Below are 18,094 nucleotides of genomic sequence, written 5' to 3'. Positions count from 1 at the left end.
CACGTAAGGGAAAACGCGCTGACCTTACCGAGTTTGCGGCGTCGGCGAAAGACGCGACACCCTCTGTAACAAAGCTGAGCGACAGTACCGGCAACGACGGCGCGTGCGGATAGAGCCTGCCTATGAGGTGGATTGTCGAAGGATATTTCCTTACTCTTTGCCACCTCGCTACAGTGCGTTCACTTTCTTTACGCCACGAAACGCCGCGAGCCCTCTGTGGGAGGTGGCCCCCAGGTTTTCGGACCTGCGCGTAGTAGCCTTCCCCAAGTGCTGCGCAGGTCCTTTTTCATTTCCAGCCGGCTTTGCCGGCACAGCGGTGTCGGCCTGTTCAGGCCGGCTCGACAGGAGCACGCCATGTCCGAAGTTCGTCATTCCCGCGTCATCATCCTCGGTTCCGGTCCTGCCGGTTACAGTGCTGCGGTGTACGCGGCCCGTGCCAACCTCAAGCCGCTGCTGATCACCGGCATGCAGGCCGGCGGCCAGCTGACCACCACCACCGAAGTGGACAACTGGCCGGGCGACCCCCATGGCCTGACTGGCCCTGCGCTGATGCAGCGCATGCAGGAGCACGCGGAACGCTTCGAGACCGAGATCGTTTTCGATCACATCAATGCCGTCGACCTGGCCAACAAGCCGTTCACCCTGCGCGGTGACAGCGGCACCTACACGTGCGACGCGCTGATCGTCGCCACCGGCGCCAGCGCGCGCTACCTGGGCCTGCCGTCGGAAGAAACCTTCATGGGCAAGGGCGTGTCGGCCTGCGCGACCTGCGACGGTTTCTTCTATCGCAACAAGCCGGTCGCCGTGGTCGGTGGGGGCAACACCGCGGTGGAAGAGGCACTGTACCTGGCCAACATCGCCAGCAAAGTAACCCTGGTGCACCGCCGCGATACCTTCCGCGCCGAGAAGATCCTGATCGACAAGCTGCACGCTCGTGTGGCCGAGGGCAAGATCGAACTCAAGCTCAACGCCACCCTGGACGAAGTGCTCGGCGACAACATGGGCGTGACCGGCGCACGCCTGAAGAACAACGATGGCAGCAGCGACGAGATCAAGGTCGATGGCGTGTTCATCGCCATCGGTCATACCCCGAACACGTCGCTGTTCGAAGGGCAACTGACGCTCAAGGATGGTTACCTGGTGGTCAGCGGCGGTCGCGAAGGCAATGCCACTGCCACCAATGTCGCCGGTGTGTTCGCGGCGGGCGACGTGGCTGACCATGTGTACCGTCAGGCCATCACGTCGGCGGGCGCCGGCTGCATGGCCGCGCTGGATGTGGAGCGTTATCTGGACGGCCTGGCCAACGCGTCGTTCTGATAGAAGGCGCGGCGCGCAACGCGCCGCGCTTGCGATCGCTGGGCCACGACAGCAGCCCGGCGATCCACCTGAACGGGCCGCAGTTACAGGCTCAATCGCATCGACAGATCCACCGCCTTCACATCCTTGGTCATCGCGCCGATGGAGATGTAGTCCACGCCGGTTTCAGCGATCACCCGCAGTGTACTTTCGTTGACCCCGCCGCTGGCCTCCAGCTTGGCTTTGCCTGCGTTCAGGCGAACGGCTTCACGCATCTCGTCCAGGCTCAGCTCGTCGAGCATCACGATATCTGCGCCCGCTGCCAGCGCCTGATGCAGTTCGTCCAGGCTTTCCACCTCGATTTCCACCGGCTTGCCGGGCGCAATGCGCCGTGCGGCTGCGACGGCTTCGGCCACGCCGCCACAGGCTGCAATGTGGTTCTCCTTGATCAGGAAGGCGTCGAACAGGCCGATGCGGTGGTTGTCGCAACCGCCGCAGGTCACGGCGTATTTCTGTGCCAGGCGTAGGCCGGGCAGGGTCTTGCGGGTATCGAGCAGCCGCACCTGGGTGCCTTCGACCAGGTTGGCCAGAAAGCGTGCGCGGGTCGCCACGCCTGAGAGCATTTGCAGGAAATTCAACGCCGAACGCTCGCCAGTGAGCAGCGAGCGCGCCGGTCCTTCGAGGTGAAACAGCGCCTGGTCGGCTTCAGCCTGCTCACCGTCGACCACGCGCCAGTGTACGGCTACGCGCGGATCGAGCTGGCGGAACACCGCGTCGACCCAGGCGGTACCGGCGATCACGCAGCGCTCGCGGGTGATGACGGTGGCCTTGGCCAACCGCTCGGCAGGGATCAGCTGGGCGGTGATGTCGCCGCTGCCGACGTCTTCGAGCAGTGCACGGCGCACGTTGGCTTCGATTTCGGCGGTGAGGTCGGCGAGACGTAGGTTCGGCATGGTCGGCTCCACAAGCAAGGTGGCGCCGATTATAGGGCAGGGGACCACGCTTTACAGCCGTGCAAGCCGATGTCGATAACTGTGCACCGGGTCGCGTACTCGGCAGGGCGTGTTGGCAGCTGTCATCTTTTTCATCAATAATGACGCCTTGTATTTGACGTCATCGCTTTGACGAATCGAATTCGACTGTCGATCAATACCCAGCAAGGAGTTCGGGATGCGCGATGAAGGCAGGGTGGGCCCCTTCGGGGTGACCCTCGACAGCAGGCGGCCAGCGCCCTTGCCTGGCCTTCCCATGGTCCTCCTGCAAGTGCGTGACAAAGCCGCGTTGCACTTGCGCCAGGGGCTCCAGGCGTTGTTCGACAACGCCGACGACACCCTCTTCGAGATGGCCGACAAGGCCGGCGGTGGCGATCCGCAGCACCTGTATTTCGAAGCCATGCGCGATCTGCGGCTCAAGCGTAAAAGTATCGAGCGCGCCTTTCTCGACACCCTTCACGACACCTTCCTGCAACTCGGTCAGATCGACCCGCTGGGAAACTTCGACCTGGCCATCGGCAAACCCTCGCGCGAGCGCACCCTGGCAGTCGGGGCGATGGTCGAGCGCGTGCTGGCGCGCGATGGGTTCGCCCTGGAACAACTGAGCCAGCGTTTCACCGCGCTGCTCGACCGGCCCGTGCAGGTGCACGGCAATCCCCTCGGGCCTGCCTGTCTGTGCCGCTATTTTCTCGATGCGGGCCGCGAGCTGGGCGTGGGCCAGCGGGTCAAACTGATCCTGCTGCAATTGTTCGAGCGTTACGTGCTACGCGATGTCGATGTGCTGTACGCGCAAGCCAACCAATTGCTGGCCGCCGCCGGCGTGCTTGGGCATCTGGCGCCGGGGCCGCGTCGGCGCGTCGAGGATCGGGCGCTGGTCGGACGCTGCGGTCCGACCTCTTTGATTGGCGGGCCTGACCTGGATGCCGACAGCGCCGGACAGGCCTTCTTTGCATCGCTGCAGGACCTGCTGGCGCCCCGTCGCGGTCGCCTCGCCCCACGCGTACAGAGCGTGGCGGCGGCCCAGGCGATCGGTACTGCGGACCTGTTGCGCCTGCTCACGCACTTGCAGCACTACCTGCCGGAACCGGTCGAGGCCGATGATTTCGATCTCGGCCAGCAACTGGAGCAACTGCTGCTGCGCATTGGCGTACGCAGTGGCACCCGGCGGCGCCTGGCCACGGACGATGAAGACTTGATCAACCTCATCGGACTGTTGTTCGATCATGTCCGTCGCGACGACAACCTGCCCGAAGCCCTGCGGGCGCTGCTGGTCCGTCTGCACCTTCCCCTGCTCAAGGTGGCCTTGCTGGACAAAAGTCTGTTCAGCCGCACCAGTCATCCCGCGCGTCGGTTGCTCAACGAAATCGCCGCCATGGCCATCGACTGGGAGGGCGCCGGCGAGGCGCTGCATGCGCGGATGGAACGTGTCATCCAGCGCCTGCTCAGCGATTTCGACGACGACCTGCAGGTCGTTAACGATGTGCTCGAGGAGTTCCTGCAGTTCAGCGCAGAAGAGCGTCGGCGCAGCGAGTTGCTGGAACAGCGCACCCGTGATGCCGAACAGGGGCGGGCGCGTGCGTTGCAGGCGCGTCGACAGGTCCAGTTGGAACTCGACCGCCGCTTGCGCGGGCGCCTGGTGCCACGCGTGGTGCAGACCATGCTGATGGAGTGCTGGAGTCAGGTGTTGTTGCTCGCCTGGCTCAAGCATGGCGAAGGCTCGCAAGCCTGGGAGCACGGTCTGGCGACACTGGACGCCTTGCTCGAGAGCATCACCGTGCGGCCCCAGCCCCCGGCGCGCCAACGTTTGATCGAGCAGTTGCCCGGCCTGCTCAAGGCCTTGCGCGATGGCCTGGCCGGGGTGGTGCTGGACTCGGCCGTACAACGGGCGTTCTTCATGGAGTTGGAGCGTCTGCACCTGCGCGCTTGCGCCGAGCCCGGTCAATGGCAGGGCGAGATCGACGAGGTCCGGATACGTGAGCCGATCATCCTGGCCATCGCCGAGGAGCCGGCCGGCAGTTGCGTACCGCCGCTGGCGGCGCACAGCCTGCAGTTGCAGCAGGTCAGGCGCCTGCGCCTGGGCACTTGGGTCGAGTTGCATGACGAAGATGAGCCGCTGCGCTGCAAGTTGGTGGCACGCGTCGAAGGGAGCGATCGGCTGGTCTTCGCCAATCGCACCGGCATGAAAGTGCGCGAATGGAGCAGTGCTGGCCTGGCCCTGGCGCTGCGCCGAGGCGAGGCGCGGGTGCTGGATGACGGCTTGCTGTTCGAGCGCGCCTTGGAGGCCGTGCTGGAAGAGCTGCGTTCAGCCGAAGTGCGTTGAGCCGGGGCTATCATTCACATGCACGCGTCATCTGGCCGGGGCATACTGATGCCTTGTTCCCGGCGTCTTTCAGGATCTGCCTCATGCAATTGGACCGCGCCAGCGGCTGGTTCAGCGGTGTCACTCACTGCCCCTCGCCCAATTTCAACGCCCGTCCCCTCGGCGAGGCGATCTCCCTGCTGGTGATTCACAACATCAGCTTGCCGCCAGCCTGTTTCGGCACCGGCAAAGTCCAACAGTTCTTCCAGAATCGCCTCGATCCGGCCGAGCATCCTTATTTCGACAGCATCGCGCACCTGACCGTATCGGCACACCTGTTCGTCGAACGCGACGGCGCCGTGACCCAGTTCGTGTCGCTGCTCGACCGCGCCTGGCATGCCGGGGTGTCACGTTTCGACGGCCGTGAAGGCTGCAACGACTTTTCCATCGGCATCGAGCTGGAGGGCACCGATGCGCTGGCCTACACCGATGCCCAGTACGACGCTCTGGTCCAGCTCTCGCGCCAGATCCGCCAGCAATGGCCGGCGATCGATCTGGAGCGCATCCAGGGTCACAGCGACATTGCGCCGGGGCGCAAGACCGACCCCGGCCCGGCTTTCGACTGGCGGCGTTACCGCGCCGCGCTGAACGAGGATGCGGTATGAGTTTTCTGGTGTTGGTCCTGATCCTCTGGGTCGAGCAGTTCTCGGCATGGCGCCATCGTCTGCAGCGAGACGGCTTTTTCCTCGCCGAACTGGCGCGTCTGGAGCGCCGAGGACGCGTGTCGGCCGACTGGAGTCTGGTGCTGCTGGTGCTGGCGCCCGTGCTGCTGCTGGCATTGCTGCTGTATGTGCTGCAGCCAGTGGCCTATGGCTTGCTGGCGCTGCCGGTGCACCTGCTGGTCCTGCTCTACAGCCTCGGCCGCGGCGATGCGAAGGCGGCCCTCGGACCGTTTCGCGATGCCTGGCGTCGCGGCGACGAACAGGCCGCCCTGCATGTGGCCGAGCGCGACCTGGGCCTGGCCGCAGACGACCCGCGCGACCTTCTGGTCCGGGTGCAGGGCAACCTGCTGTGGCAGGCCTACCAGAGCTTCTTCGCGGTGATCTTCTGGTATGTCCTGCTGGGGCCGGCCGCGGCGCTCGGCTACCGGTTGCTCGCCCTGAGCGCCGCCCACGCTCATCAGCCCGCGCTCAAAGCGCGTGCGGTGCAATTGCGTCACCTCATGGACTGGCTACCAGTGCGGGTGCTGGCGCTGAGTTTCGCGCTGGTCGGCAACTTCGTAGCGGTGATGCGGGTGATGCTGCACGAGTTGCTCAACTGGCACCTCAGTGCCGGGCAACTGATCGCTCGCGTAGGCAGGGTGGCCGACGATATTCCTGAGCAGGAAGAGGCGCAGAGCGCACTGGCGCGTCTGGACAGTCTGTGGGAACTGCTGCTGCGCAGTGCGGTGTTGTGGTATGCCGGGTTCGCCTTGTGGACGGTGCTGCTGTGAGCACCGGGGCGACGCCGGTCAGTCGTCGTGCGGCCAGCCGAACAGCTCGCAGGTGTTGCGGCGGGTAGCGTCGGCCAGCACCTGCGCCTCGACGCCCATGATGTCGGCCAGGGCGCGGGCGATGTCCGGCAGGTGCTCGGGGCTGTTGCGCACGCCTGGGTGCATGACCGGTGCCATGTCCGGCGCGTCCGTTTCCAGAACCAGACTCTCCAGCGGCAGACGCGGCAGTGTCTTGCGCAAGCGCAGCGCCTGGGGCCAGGTGGCGGCGCCGCCGAGGCCCAGCTTGAAGCCGAGCTTGATGTACTCACGCGCCTCCTCGGCGCTGCCGGCGAAGGCATGGACGATGCCCGCGCGTGACGGTCTGTAGCGTTTGAGGGTAGCGATCACCTGGGCGTGGCTGCGGCGCACGTGCAGCAAGGCGGGCAGGTCGAAATCGCAGGCCATCTGCAACTGCGCTTCGAACAGCGACTGCTGGCGCGCCTTGTCCAGCGCTGGAAGGTAATAGTCCAGCCCGAATTCGCCGACGGCGCACAGGCGCGGATCGCCGTGCAGGCGCTCCAGCCATTGGCGCAGTTGCGTCAGGTGTTCCGGGCGATGCTGGGCGAGGTACACCGGATGCAGACCCAGCGCCGCGGGCAGGCGCGTGTCATGGCAGGCCAGGTTCCACACCCGTTGCCAGTTCTGCTGATCAACCCCCAGTACCACCATGCGCTCGATGCCCCGCGCCGTCGCGGTGGCCAGCAGGCGCTCGCGGTCGGCGTCGAAGTCGGGAAAGTCCAGGTGGGTGTGGGTGTCGATCAGGCGCATGCTCAGACCGCAATGCGCTGCTTGAAGGTCCGCGCCACCGCGTGCACCCCTGGCGCATAGCGCTTCTGCTCGATGGCGGCCAGCGCCAGTTCCAGGGCAGTGGCGGCGATCTGCCCGTGTTGCTGCGCCATGGCGTTGACCGGCAGCGGCAGGAAGTCCAGCAACTGGTTGTCGCCAAAGGTGCCCAACTGCAATTGCCGGGCTTCGCTGCCGCGTGCCTGAAGGGCATCGAACACGCCCTGCAGCAGCACGTACGAGGTGGTGATCAAGGCGTCGGGCAGGCCGCCCAATTCGTCCAACAGCGCCTGCATCAGTCGCTGACCGCAGGCGCGGCTGAACGCCTCGCCCTCTTGGCGTCGCACCTCGCCAACGAAGCCCTGCAAGGCGTCGTCGAAGCCTGCCGCACGGGCCTGACTCACCGACAGTTCCGGGCGTGCGCCGATCAGCGCAATGCTGCGCGGCGCGGTGAGCAGCAAGCTGTCGGTGAGCTGGCGGCTGGCATTGTGGTCGTCGCTGATCACCGAGCAGAAATGCTCGGGGTCCAGGCAGCGGTCGATGGCGATCACCGGCAGGCCCTTGGCCTGCATCTCGCGGTAGCTGTCGTCCTCGGCCGGCAGGCAACTGGCGACGAACAGCGCGTCGCAGCGGCGGGCGCGGAACAACTGCTGCAACTGACGTTCGCTTTCGGGCTGGTCGTCGCTGCTGGCAATCAGCAACTGATAGCCACGGGCACGCGCGCCTTGCTCCAGTTGCTTGGCGATGCGCGCATAGCTGGGGTTTTCCAGGTCCGGCAAGATGAAGCCGAGGGTCCGCGTGTGACGGCTGCGCAGGCCGGCAGCCTGGGGATTGGGTGTGAAGTCATGGGCTGCGACGACGGCGCGCACCCGCTCGACGGTGGCACTGCTGATGCGCTGCTGTTCGGCCTTGCCGTTGATGACATAGCTGGCAGTGGTCACGGAGACACCGGCCAGACGTGCGATATCGCTGAGTTTCACCGCATTTTCCTTGTTATTACCGAGGCAGTCGGAGACGCGTGGTGAGGTAGTCTTACCCGCAATTGTGTCCAAGTGCAGGCGACCATTGTCGCAATTGTTCCGACAAACTGGGGCTTTTTCCCACGCAGATTATCGAGTAACGTGGCGGCCTCGTCAGGTTAAACGTTTCAGCATCCGTTAATTGGGGTCTGCCCTGAAAGCCCCAGGATGAAAAATACGTTGAATCCCACAACAATAACCTCAGTTCCCGACTGCGGGTACTGCAAAAGGAGAGGGTCATGCTCGAGCTCGCCAATGAGCAGATAGCCATGGGCCAGGTGGCCGTCGACAAAGCGTCGGCGCTGCGCCTGCTCGCGGACCGGTTGGTCGCCGATGGTCTGGTCGCCGAGGGATACCTCGACGGGTTGCAGGCCCGCGAGGCGCAAGGTTCCACCTTTCTCGGTCAGGGCATCGCCATTCCCCATGGCACGCCGCAGACCCGCGACCTGGTGTTCGCCACCGGTGTACGTCTCTTGCAGTTCCCCGACGGCGTCGACTGGGGCGACGGTCAGATCGTCTACCTTGCCATCGGCATCGCCGCGCGCTCGGACGAGCACTTGCGCCTGCTGCAACTGCTCACCCGTGCCCTGGGTGAAACCGACCTGGCCGAGGCGCTGCGACGCGCCAGTTCCGCCGACGCGCTGCTCAAGCTGTTGCAGGGCGCACCACGCGAACTGGAACTGGACGCCCAACTGATCAGCCTGAACCTGCCCGCCGACGACTTTGACGAACTGGCCTGGCGCGGCGCTCGCCTGCTGCAACGCGCAGGGTGTGTGGACAGTGGCTTTGCCGCGCTGCTGCAACAGGCCGAGCCGCTGCCGCTGGGCGAGGGCTTGTGGTGGTTGCACAGCGAGCGCGAGGTGCTGCAACCAGGGCTGGCCTTCGTGACCCCGCAGCAGCCCTTGCGCCACCGCGACCAGCCGCTCAATGGCCTGTTCTGCCTGGCCAGCCTGGGCGCTGCACACCAGGCGTTGCTCGAGCGCCTGTGCCAGGTGCTCATCGAAGGTCGGGGTCAGACCCTCTACCAGGCCACCAGCAGCCGCGATGTGCTTCAGGTGCTGGGCGGCGAGGTGCCAGCCGATTGGCCCAGTGTCCGGGTGATGCTGGCCAACCCTCACGGTTTGCATGCGCGCCCCGCCAAGGTACTGGCGCAGTTGGCCAAAGGGTTCGACGGCGAGATCCGTATCCGTGTGACCGACAGCGGTCAGGCTGGCGTTTCGGTCAAGAGCCTGAGCCGCCTGTTGTCCCTGGGCGCCCGCCGGGGACAGGAACTGGAGCTGATCGCCGAGCCGAGCATTGCCGCCGACGCGCTGCCGGTGCTGCTGGCGGCCATCGAGCAAGGCCTGGGCGAGGACGTCGAGCCGCTGCCGAGCACGCCTGAGCTTGACCCGCAGCCCGTACACGAAACCCTCCAGGCGCCGCTGCCGGGCACTCAAGTGCAGGGTGTCGGTGCGGCGCCGGGTATCGCCAGTGGCCCGGCCCACGTGCGCGTCGAACGCGAGATCGACTACCCACTGCGCGGCGAATCCTGCGCCCAGGAGCGCGCGCGTCTGCGCGCTGCCTTGGCTGCGGTTAACGATGAGTTGCAGGCGCTGGTACAGCGCAGCGACAAGGCCATCGCGGAGATTTTCGTCACCCACCAGGAAATGCTCGCCGATCCGGCCCTGACCGACGAAGTGGATCAGCGCCTGACCCAGGGTGAGAGCGCCGCAGCGGCCTGGATGACGGTGATCGAGGCTGCCGCCAGCCAGCAGGAAGCCCTGCGCGATGCCTTGCTGGCCGAGCGCGCTGCCGACCTGCGCGATGTCGGCCGGCGGGTGCTGGCCCAGTTGTGCGGCGTGACCGAGCAGGCTGAGCCGCAGCAGCCCTACGTGCTGGTCATGGCCGAAGTCGGGCCGTCCGACGTGGCGCGCCTGGACCCGCAGCGGGTCGCCGGTATCGTCACCGCCCATGGCGGCGCCACCGCCCACAGCGCCATTGTCGCCCGCGCCCTGGGCATTCCTGCCGTGGTCGGTGCGGGCGCAGCGATCCTGTTGCTCGAGCCCGGCACGGCATTGCTCCTCGATGGCCAGCGCGGCAAGGTCAGCGTGGCGCCGCCGGCCGACGAGTTGCAGCGTGCGCTGGCCGAGCGCGACCAGCGCGAACAACGCTTGCAGGCGGCCTGGAGTCAGCGTCACGCGCCGGCAGTGACCCGTGACGGCCATGCCCTCGAAGTGTTCGCCAACATCGGCGACAGCAGCGGTATCGACAAAGTGGTCGAACAGGGCGCCGAAGGCGTCGGTCTGCTGCGCACCGAACTGATCTTCATGGCCCATCCGCAGGTGCCGGACGTGGCCACCCAGGAAGCCGAGTACCGCCGTGTGCTCGATGGCCTGCAAGGGCGTCCCCTGGTGGTGCGCACCCTCGATGTGGGGGGCGACAAGCCGCTGCCGTACTGGCCCATCGCCGCCGAGGACAATCCGTTTCTAGGCGTGCGCGGGGTGCGCTTGACCCTGCAGCGTCCGCAGGTCATGGAAGACCAGTTGCGCGCACTGCTGCAGGCTGCCGACGACCGACCGCTGCGCATCATGTTCCCGATGGTCGGGCAGATGCACGAATGGCGAGCGGCCAAGGCCATGGTCGAGCGCCTGCGCCAGGACATCCCAGTGGCCGACCTGCAGGTGGGCATCATGATCGAAGTGCCCTCGGCGGCGCTGCTGGCCCCGCAACTGGCTCGCGAAGTGGATTTCTTCAGCATCGGCACCAACGACCTGACCCAGTACACCCTGGCCATCGACCGTGGCCATTCGAGCCTGTCGGCCCAGGCTGATGGCCTGCACCCGGCCGTGCTGCAACTGATCGACATGACCGTGCGCGCCGCCCATGCCGAAGGCAAGTGGGTGGGCGTGTGCGGCGAGCTGGCCGCCGACCCGCAAGCGGTGTCGGTGCTGCTGGGGCTGGCGGTCGATGAGCTCAGCGTTTCGCCGCGTAGCATCGCCGAAGTCAAGGCCCTGGTCCGCCAGGCCGATTACTCGACGGCCTGCGCCCTGGCGCGCGAGGCCTTGCAACAAGACAGCGCCGAGGCAGTACGGGCGCTGGTGGAGCGTTATTGAATGGCCAAGATTCTCACCCTGACCCTCAACCCGGCGCTGGACCTCACCGTCAGCGTCGAGCGCCTGCGCATCGGTGCGGTCAATCGCGCCACGGAGCAGCGTTGCCACGCCGCTGGCAAGGGCCTGAACGTGGCCCAGGTGCTGGCTGATCTCGGCCACCAGATCACCGTCGGCGGCTTTCTCGGGCGCGACAATCCGCAGCCTTTCGAGGCGCTGATTGCCCAGCGCGGTTTTGTCGACGCGTTCGTACGCGTGGACGGTGAAACCCGCACCAACCTCAAGTTGGTCGAAGCGCACGGGCAAGTCACCGACGTCAATGGGCAAGGACCGCAGGTGGATGCAACTGCCCAGGCCGAGCTGCTCGAACGCCTGGCCGCGCTGGCGGGCGAACATGCGCTGGTGGTGGTGGCGGGCAGTCTGCCGCGGGGTATCAGCCCGCAGTGGTTCACTCACCTGCTGGAGCAACTGAAGTCGCAAGGGCTGAAAGTGGTGCTGGATACCAGCGGCGAGGCCCTGCGTGCTGGTCTTCAGGCCGCCCCCTGGCTGATCAAGCCCAACACTGACGAGTTGGCTGAGCTGACGGGCAGTGGCGTCGAAGACTTCACCGCCCAGCAGACGGCGGCCCAGCGTCTGCTCGCCAGCGGCGTCGGCCACGTGGTGGTGTCCCAGGGTGCCCAGGGCGTGAACTGGTTCAGCGCCGAGCGCACCCTGCATGCCCAGCCGCCCAAGGTCAGCGTCGCCAGTACCGTGGGCGCGGGCGACTCGCTGGTCGCCGGTATGGTGCACGGGCTGCTACTGGGCGAAGACGCCGGCCAGACCCTGAGCCGCGCCACCGCCATCGCCGCCCAGGCGGTGACCCAGGTTGGCTTCGGGATCACTGATCGCGAGCAACTCGCGCAGTTGGAGGCCGCCGTGCAACTGACCGAACAACAACAAGAGGCTCGCCGATGAACATCGCGATCGTCACCGCCTGCCCGAATGGCCAGGTGTCGAGTGTATTGAGTGCGCGCCTGCTGGCGGCGGCAGCGCAGCGTCGAGGCTGGAGCACCAGCGTCGAGGTGTGGGATGCCGACCATCCCGAGCGACGCCTGAGTGCGGCGCAGATCGCCGAGGCTGACTGGGTGCTGGTGGTCAGCACCGGGACCGTGGACCTCAGCCGCTTCGTCGGCAAGCGCCTGTTCCAGAGCACGCCGGCCCAGGCCTTGGCCGACCGGGAAAACTTCCTCGACGACGCGGCGGCCAAGGCCCAGGTGCTGGAGCACAGCGTCGCTGCCGAGCCTGCGCACGTCCATGCCGCGCCGCGTATCGTCGCCGTCACCGCCTGCCCGACTGGCGTGGCGCACACCTTCATGGCTGCCGAAGCGCTGCAGCAAGCGGCGCGCGACCTGGGCTACGACTTCAATGTCGAGACCCAGGGCTCGGTCGGTGCACGCAATCCGCTGTCGGCCGAGGCCATCGCCCAGGCCGACGTGGTGCTGTTGGCTGCCGACATCGAAGTGCCCACCGCGCGCTTTGCCGGCAAGCGCATCTATCGCTGCGGCACCGGTATCGCCTTGAAGCAGGCACGCGCCACGCTGGACAAGGCGTTGGCCGAGGGGCGTGTCGAAACGGCTGACGCCGCCAGCGCCCAGGCGCCGGCCAAGGGCGAGAAGGCTGGGGTGTACAAGCACTTGTTGACGGGCGTGTCGTTCATGCTGCCGATGGTGGTGGCCGGTGGTCTGTTGATCGCCTTGTCGTTCGTCTTCGGCATCGAAGCCTACAAAGAGGCAGGTACCTTGCCTGCCGCGCTGATGCAGATCGGCGGCGAAGCGGCGTTCAAGCTGATGGTGCCGATGCTGGCCGGCTACATTGCCTGGTCCATCGCCGACCGTCCGGGCCTGGCGCCGGGCATGATCGGTGGGCTGCTGGCCAGCACCTTGGGCGCGGGCTTCATCGGCGGTATCGTCGCCGGCTTCCTGGCCGGTTACAGCGCCAAGGCGATCAGTCGCTGGGCGCGCCTGCCCAGCAGCCTGGAAGCGCTCAAACCGATCCTGATCATTCCGTTGCTGGCCAGCCTGTTCACAGGCCTGGTGATGATCTACGTGGTCGGTCATCCGGTGGCGGCAATGCTCGAAGGGCTGACGCGCTTTCTCGACAGCATGGGCACCACCAACGCCATCCTGCTCGGCCTGCTGCTGGGCGGCATGATGTGCGTGGACTTGGGCGGGCCGATCAACAAAGCGGCCTATGCCTTCTCGGTCGGGCTGCTGGCCTCGTCCAGCTACGCGCCAATGGCCGCGACCATGGCGGCGGGCATGGTGCCGCCGATCGGCCTGGGCCTGGCGACCTTCCTGGCGCGTCGCAAGTTCGCCCAGAGCGAGCGCGAGGCGGGCAAGGCGGCGTTGGTTCTGGGGTTGTGCTTCATTTCCGAAGGGGCGATCCCGTTCGCGGCCAAAGACCCGTTGCGGGTGATCCCGGCGAGCATCGCCGGCGGCGCGCTGACCGGTGCGCTGTCGATGTACTTCGGCTGCAAGCTCATGGCGCCGCACGGCGGGTTGTTCGTGCTGCTGATTCCCAACGCGATCAACCATGCCCTGCTGTACCTGCTGGCGATCGTGGCCGGCAGTGTGGTGACGGCCGTGGTCTATGCGCTGCTCAAGAAGCGTGAACAAGCGGAGTTGGTGGTGGCGCCTGCGTCGGTCAACTGACCGACATTCAACCGCGCCGTTTGGCGCGCAACGGCGTCAACAGATCGCCCAGGCCGTTGTGGTCGATCTCGTGCATCAAGGCCAGCAGCCCGCCCAGTTCTCCGGGCGGGAAGCCTTTGCGGGCGAACCAGGCCAGGTAGTCACCCGGCAGGTCGGCGATGAGTCGGCCTTGATACTTGCCGAATGGCATGGAGCGAGTGACCAGCAGTTGCAAGAGCTCGTGTTTCATCTTTCTTACGGTCCTTTGCGTTGAAAGCCGACCATACAGCATTCGGTCCACCCTGCAATCTGCACGAGCCCCTAAGCGGCGATCATGCAGAACGCTGCAGTCATGCAATTATCCTTTAATTTCAACTTATTGAAATTAAAGGATTTATTTTTATCGTTCGACTTGGCACGAAGGCTGCTCTCCTCTTGGGGGACTATCACCTGCCAAGGAGTTACGCCATGAGCAACCCGAACAAAGACGTGATCGACGTACTGAACAACCTGATCGAGTACAGCAAAGACGGCGAGAAGGGTTTCAAGGAATCGGCCGATGATGTCAAGAATCCTCAACTGAAGGCATTCTTCGAGCAACGTGCACTCGACTGCGCCCAAGCCGCACGTGAACTGCAAGCTGAAGTGCGCCATCTGGGCGGCGATCCGGAAACCTCCACCAGCTTCAGCGGCGACCTTCACCGTGGCTGGCTGAACCTGAAATCGATGTTCACCGGCAAAGACGAAGAAGCTGTGCTGAACACCGTCGAAGAGGGCGAGGACCATGCGCTCAAGGCTTACAAAGAAGCCCGTGAAAAGCTGGTCAAGCTCAACACTGCCAACGCACACAATGCGTTGACTTTGGTCGACGGCCAGCTGCAAGGCGTGCAGCGTAACCACGACCAAGTCAAGACTCTGCGCAACGCTGCCCGCGCCAAGTCTTAAATAGCGGGTCCCTCTACGCGGTTACGGCCGTTGGCTTTGGCCCGGTAGAGCGCTTCATCGGCGGCACCCAGCACCCTGGTCAGGTCGTGCTGGGTGCCGGCTTCATGCAGGCCAATGCCGATGCTCACGGTGATCGGTCGCTCATCCCCTCCGAACGGCGGCAATGCTTCGACGCTCAGGCGGATACGCTCTGCCAACAGCCGAGCGCCGGCCAACTCGGTCTCCGGCAACACCACCTGAAACTCCTCACCCCCATACCGTGCTGCCAGGTCTGCCGGACGGCGGATGCTCAACTCGATAGTGCGCGCCACCTCACGCAGGGCGTGGTCGCCACCGGCGTGACCATGACGCTGGTTGAACGCCTTGAAATGATCCACATCGACCATCAGCACCGCCAACGGCGTGCGGTTGCGCTGTGCACGAGCCCATTCCTGACGCAGCACCTGATCCAGCCGCCTGCGGTTGGCCAGGCCGGTCAAGCTATCGGTGGCGGCCAGGGTGGCAAGGCCTTGCTCGGCATGATGACGGCGGCGCAATTCGCGTCCTAGCAGCAGCGTGAGCCAGAGAATGCCCAGGCACAGCACGCCGGTGGCCAACCCGACGATGATCGCCGTACGCCGCCAGGCTTGGAAGACTTCGCTGGAGGAGTGCGCCACCAGTACGATCAATGGCAGATCGCCTACACGGGCGAAGGTGTACATGCGCTGTTCGTCGAACAATTCCGAATGGGCGCTGAAGCTGCCGCTGTGCTCTTGCAGGATACGCTGGAAATTCGGTTGCTGGCTGAAGTCGCCGCCGATGGCCGGTTGTCCAGGCCCCAGGGGCTCTCGTGCAAGCAAGTGACCGCTGGTGTTGAGCAGGTTGATGCTGCTGTGCTCGCCGATGTCCAGGCGCTGGAACAACTCGCTGAAGTACGACAGGCGCAGAGCGCCGGTCGCCAGGCCCGCGAATTCGCCATTGGCGCCTGAAATGCGTCGGCTGAAACTGATGCACCAATCCAGATCGCCCAGCCTGGCCTTGAACGGCGGCCCGATGAGCAGCCCGAGGTTGGGGTGGTCGCGATGCGCCTTGAACACGCCGGTATCCGCGAAATTGGCTTTGCGCGGCACCAGGCTGGTGGAATCTCCGACCACATTGCCTTGCCCGTCCAGCCACAGCACATCGCCACGGCTCTGATCGACCAGCGCCGGGTTGAACAGCAGCCGATGCCGCATGGTACTCGGCACTTGCGCCAGATCCTTGCGTCCCACCGCCCAGATGAGCTCCTTGAGCGACTGGTCGTAAAGCTCCGCGTTATTGAGGATATCGCTCTCGATCAATTGGACGATGTTGCTCGACGCGCGGATCGACGATTGCTCGACGTTGTCACGTTCACGGCCCAGCAGGTAACTGACGATGCCGACTATCGCGAGCACGGCGAGGCAACTGCCCAGATTGAGGATCAGTTCGGGGTGAGGCCTGGAGAGGGTGGGGCGCGGGATTCGAGTGTGCGACATCAGGCTCGCGACTGCATAAGCCCCTCTTGCCGTGAGGGTCGGGCTATCAAGCGGCGGCGACAGTGTAGGCAAGTGGCTATTGTCGGACAAGACAGTCTGTCGCAAATGCGCGCTTCATGCGCGCCAGGCGAGTCGCGCTGGGCGAACCGGATGAGGTCCGCCCGTTTGCCCGTTAAACAGTGCTAGAACACGGCGAGCGGGTAGTCGACGATCAGACGGATCTCGTCGTTGTCGTTGTCCACCGCCGAGTAGCCTCGGCTGCCCCGGTGGCTGGCATAGCGCAGCAGCAGCGAGAGGTCCTTGAACTGCCCTTCCTGGAAGACGTATTTCACGTCCAGGTCGCGCTCCCAGTGGCGCGCATCCTTGCCCTCGGCGCTGTACCACTGACCGTAGCCGGCGCTGTCTGGATCGGCTCGGGTCAGGTCAAGTTTGCCCCGCGAGTACGACAGGGACGTGCTCAATCCGGCTATGCCGAGACCGGAAAAGTCATAGCCATATTGCAGCTTCCACGACCGCTCGCCCGGTCCGTTGAAGTCCGAGTACATGCGCGAGTTGTCCAGGTAAACGCTGTCGCCCAGGTTGATGTAGTCGAACGGTGTGTTGCCGTTGACCCGCTGGTAGGCGGTGGTGACGCTGTGGTGGCCGGCCGCCACGGTGAAATGCAGGCTGTAGGTGTTGTTGTCGATCTTGCCCAGTTTGGCCTGGCCGGTGTCCTGAGTGTGATAGACGTGCACGCCTGGATTCAGGCTGAGGCTGTCGTTGACCACATAGGTGTAGTCGAAGTCGGCGTAGTACTGGTTCCAGATGTCCTTGAGCTCGGCGGCGTAGAGGTTGGCAGTAATGTTCGGCAAGCCGCTCCAGGCCGCGCCGGCCCAGGACAAATGCTTGCTGCGCTGATCGTCCGTACGCTGGCTGTAGTAGGTATCGATACGCCGATGGCCGCTCTGGTTGTAGGGCTTGGTGAAGCTGACCTGACCGCCTTCGAGCAGCAACCCGTCGAAATGGGTATTGCGCAGGGCTACGCCCCGGAAGGTCTGCGGCAGCATGCGGGTCTCGCCGCCGGCGATTACCGGGTTGGTGAGAAACAGGTCGCCTGCTTTGAGTTCGGTGTCGAAGCCCTTGAGTTTCACGGCGGCACCCGCGCTGGAGAAGCTAGTGGGCGCTGCGCCCAGGGCATCTTCGTTTTTCTGGTGAGTGGGCAGCAGGCTGGTGCCGGCGTGTCCGCCGCCGCCGTCGAGCTTCAGGCCTAGCATGCCGTAGGCATCGATGCCCACACCGAGTGCGCCGGGCGTATAGCCGGACTCGAAGCGCGCGACCGCTCCCTGTCCCCACTCGCGGTTGTCGCGTACGTCACGCGCGAGTTGGTTGCGGTAGAAATAGGCATTGCGAAAGTGCAGGTTCAGCGATGAACCCTCGACGAAACCCTCAGCCTTTTCTTCGGCATGGGTTGTGGAAGACATCATTGCAGAAAGCGCAACGAATAGCGGCGTGAGACGGACAGCGAAGGACACCAGTCAATGCTCCTTTGGTTGAACGGTGGAGCGCCATTTCAAGGTTCGAATTGAAAGCGTCCACACATCGGACGTACTGCGCCAACGTCATGTTCAAGCGCAAAAAAAAAAGCCGCTGATGCGCAGCGGCTAATGGAGGCTAACATACTGGCATGGGCACTGTTAAATACCCCGCCATCAACGCAAAAGCGCGTATTGAAGGACCGATCAGCTATCGGCCTGGTCCCCTTCGAGCGTCTTCGAAGCTGTCTGTTGCGCATCTTTTCCGGCGTCATGCTGCTGCGCGGCGTAGGCGTCCTGTGACTGCTGCAGGCTCGCTGCGATCTCGGCGTTACGGGCGACGAAGGCCGGCGATTCTTCAGCCATGGCCAGGGGCGACAACAACAGGGACGACAGGACGAAGACGCTGGCAATACCCATACTGTTGGACATTTGAAACTACCTTCTTGCGTGGCAAGTGTGAA

Annotated in this window: 15 protein-coding genes; 8 read left to right on the top strand and 7 right to left on the bottom strand. The window is 64.9% G+C overall.

Annotated features, from left to right (window positions below; translation table 11 throughout):
- The first annotated feature begins 354 nt into the window (after positions 1-354).
- Positions 355-1,317 carry a thioredoxin-disulfide reductase gene (gene trxB / locus Q7C30_RS04030; RefSeq protein WP_039575324.1) on the top strand — a complete coding sequence of 321 codons (963 nt, stop codon included), beginning with the start codon at positions 355-357 and terminating at the stop codon, positions 1,315-1,317.
- A gap of 83 nt (positions 1,318-1,400) precedes the next feature.
- Here trxB and nadC read toward each other — a convergent pair whose 3' ends face one another.
- Positions 1,401-2,249, bottom strand: coding sequence for a carboxylating nicotinate-nucleotide diphosphorylase (gene nadC, locus Q7C30_RS04025; RefSeq protein ID WP_304484718.1), 849 nt, complete (start codon positions 2,247-2,249; stop codon positions 1,401-1,403).
- A gap of 217 nt (positions 2,250-2,466) precedes the next feature.
- Between nadC and Q7C30_RS04020 the strand changes: the two genes are divergently transcribed.
- From Q7C30_RS04020 to ampE, 3 genes are all read left to right on the top strand, one after another.
- Positions 2,467-4,608, top strand: a complete 2,142-nt coding sequence (locus tag Q7C30_RS04020; RefSeq protein WP_317870742.1) for a DUF1631 domain-containing protein — start codon at positions 2,467-2,469, stop codon at positions 4,606-4,608.
- An 83-nt stretch (positions 4,609-4,691) separates the two neighbouring features.
- Positions 4,692-5,252 carry a 1,6-anhydro-N-acetylmuramyl-L-alanine amidase AmpD gene (ampD, locus tag Q7C30_RS04015; protein ID WP_029614597.1) on the top strand — a complete coding sequence of 187 codons (561 nt, stop codon included), beginning with the start codon at positions 4,692-4,694 and terminating at the stop codon, positions 5,250-5,252.
- On the top strand, positions 5,249-6,079 hold the full coding sequence (gene ampE, locus Q7C30_RS04010; RefSeq protein WP_317870741.1) for a regulatory signaling modulator protein AmpE: 831 nt from the start codon (positions 5,249-5,251) through the stop codon (positions 6,077-6,079). Before ampD ends, ampE begins: the two co-directional genes overlap by 4 nt.
- A gap of 18 nt (positions 6,080-6,097) precedes the next feature.
- Here ampE and Q7C30_RS04005 read toward each other — a convergent pair whose 3' ends face one another.
- Entirely contained in the window at positions 6,098-6,886 is a 789-nt protein-coding gene (locus Q7C30_RS04005) for a TatD family hydrolase (protein ID WP_317870740.1), read from the bottom strand.
- Positions 6,887-6,888: 2 nt separating this feature from the next.
- The gene (gene cra, locus Q7C30_RS04000; RefSeq protein ID WP_039575340.1) at positions 6,889-7,881 is read right to left on the bottom strand and encodes a catabolite repressor/activator; all 993 of its coding nucleotides are present in this window, start codon (positions 7,879-7,881) and stop codon (positions 6,889-6,891) included.
- 278 nt (positions 7,882-8,159) lie between these two features.
- On the opposite strand from cra, the gene ptsP reads away from it, so the two are divergent.
- The 3 genes from ptsP to Q7C30_RS03985 are packed head-to-tail and all read left to right on the top strand — an operon-like array spanning position 8,160 to position 13,699.
- Positions 8,160-11,012: a phosphoenolpyruvate--protein phosphotransferase gene (gene ptsP / locus Q7C30_RS03995; RefSeq protein ID WP_317870739.1), complete on the top strand. Its 2,853-nt coding sequence runs from the start codon at positions 8,160-8,162 to the stop codon at positions 11,010-11,012.
- Positions 11,013-11,963, top strand: coding sequence for a 1-phosphofructokinase (gene pfkB / locus Q7C30_RS03990; protein ID WP_317870738.1), 951 nt, complete (start codon positions 11,013-11,015; stop codon positions 11,961-11,963).
- Positions 11,960-13,699 carry a PTS fructose-like transporter subunit IIB gene (locus Q7C30_RS03985; protein WP_317870737.1) on the top strand — a complete coding sequence of 580 codons (1,740 nt, stop codon included), beginning with the start codon at positions 11,960-11,962 and terminating at the stop codon, positions 13,697-13,699. Before pfkB ends, Q7C30_RS03985 begins: the two co-directional genes overlap by 4 nt.
- 7 nt (positions 13,700-13,706) lie before the next feature.
- On the opposite strand, the gene Q7C30_RS03980 is transcribed toward Q7C30_RS03985, so the two are convergent.
- The gene (locus tag Q7C30_RS03980) at positions 13,707-13,928 is read right to left on the bottom strand and encodes a DUF3820 family protein (protein WP_317870736.1); all 222 of its coding nucleotides are present in this window, start codon (positions 13,926-13,928) and stop codon (positions 13,707-13,709) included.
- Positions 13,929-14,146: 218 nt separating this feature from the next.
- On the opposite strand from Q7C30_RS03980, the gene Q7C30_RS03975 reads away from it, so the two are divergent.
- Positions 14,147-14,623 carry a PA2169 family four-helix-bundle protein gene (locus Q7C30_RS03975; protein WP_317870735.1) on the top strand — a complete coding sequence of 159 codons (477 nt, stop codon included), beginning with the start codon at positions 14,147-14,149 and terminating at the stop codon, positions 14,621-14,623.
- Here Q7C30_RS03975 and Q7C30_RS03970 read toward each other — a convergent pair.
- From Q7C30_RS03970 to Q7C30_RS03960, 3 genes are all read right to left on the bottom strand, one after another.
- A complete protein-coding gene (locus tag Q7C30_RS03970; RefSeq protein WP_039575355.1) occupies positions 14,620-16,119 on the bottom strand; it encodes a sensor domain-containing diguanylate cyclase in 1,500 nt (499 codons plus the stop codon). The two genes, Q7C30_RS03975 and Q7C30_RS03970, sit on opposite strands and share 4 nt — an antisense overlap.
- Positions 16,120-16,301: 182 nt before the next feature.
- Positions 16,302-17,630 carry an OprD family porin gene (locus Q7C30_RS03965; protein ID WP_317870734.1) on the bottom strand — a complete coding sequence of 443 codons (1,329 nt, stop codon included), beginning with the start codon at positions 17,628-17,630 and terminating at the stop codon, positions 16,302-16,304.
- A gap of 207 nt (positions 17,631-17,837) precedes the next feature.
- Positions 17,838-18,062, bottom strand: a complete 225-nt coding sequence (locus Q7C30_RS03960) for a hypothetical protein (RefSeq protein WP_029614603.1) — start codon at positions 18,060-18,062, stop codon at positions 17,838-17,840.
- Between the last annotated feature and the right edge of the window lie 32 nt (positions 18,063-18,094).

The sequence above is a fragment of the Pseudomonas sp. RAC1 genome (assembly GCF_030658255.1).
GTDB lineage: Bacteria > Pseudomonadota > Gammaproteobacteria > Pseudomonadales > Pseudomonadaceae > Aquipseudomonas > Aquipseudomonas boreofloridensis.
Note: the sequence above shows the minus strand (reverse complement) of the source record. Positions and strands in the feature narration are given on the sequence as shown.

What these genes read in the sequence shown, in the direction of transcription:
- trxB (WP_039575324.1), top strand. Translation starts at nt 355, where the DNA reads ATGTCCGAAGTTCGTCATTCCCGCGTCATCATCCTCGGTTCCGGTCCT.
- nadC (WP_304484718.1), bottom strand. Translation starts at nt 2,249, where the DNA reads ATGCCGAACCTACGTCTCGCCGACCTCACCGCCGAAATCGAAGCCAAC.
- Q7C30_RS04020 (WP_317870742.1), top strand. Translation starts at nt 2,467, where the DNA reads ATGCGCGATGAAGGCAGGGTGGGCCCCTTCGGGGTGACCCTCGACAGC.
- ampD (WP_029614597.1), top strand. Translation starts at nt 4,692, where the DNA reads ATGCAATTGGACCGCGCCAGCGGCTGGTTCAGCGGTGTCACTCACTGC.
- ampE (WP_317870741.1), top strand. Translation starts at nt 5,249, where the DNA reads ATGAGTTTTCTGGTGTTGGTCCTGATCCTCTGGGTCGAGCAGTTCTCG.
- Q7C30_RS04005 (WP_317870740.1), bottom strand. Translation starts at nt 6,886, where the DNA reads ATGCGCCTGATCGACACCCACACCCACCTGGACTTTCCCGACTTCGAC.
- ptsP (WP_317870739.1), top strand. Translation starts at nt 8,160, where the DNA reads ATGCTCGAGCTCGCCAATGAGCAGATAGCCATGGGCCAGGTGGCCGTC.
- pfkB (WP_317870738.1), top strand. Translation starts at nt 11,013, where the DNA reads ATGGCCAAGATTCTCACCCTGACCCTCAACCCGGCGCTGGACCTCACC.
- Q7C30_RS03985 (WP_317870737.1), top strand. Translation starts at nt 11,960, where the DNA reads ATGAACATCGCGATCGTCACCGCCTGCCCGAATGGCCAGGTGTCGAGT.
- Q7C30_RS03980 (WP_317870736.1), bottom strand. Translation starts at nt 13,928, where the DNA reads ATGAAACACGAGCTCTTGCAACTGCTGGTCACTCGCTCCATGCCATTC.
- Q7C30_RS03975 (WP_317870735.1), top strand. Translation starts at nt 14,147, where the DNA reads ATGAGCAACCCGAACAAAGACGTGATCGACGTACTGAACAACCTGATC.
- Q7C30_RS03970 (WP_039575355.1), bottom strand. Translation starts at nt 16,119, where the DNA reads ATGTCGCACACTCGAATCCCGCGCCCCACCCTCTCCAGGCCTCACCCC.
- Q7C30_RS03960 (WP_029614603.1), bottom strand. Translation starts at nt 18,062, where the DNA reads ATGTCCAACAGTATGGGTATTGCCAGCGTCTTCGTCCTGTCGTCCCTG.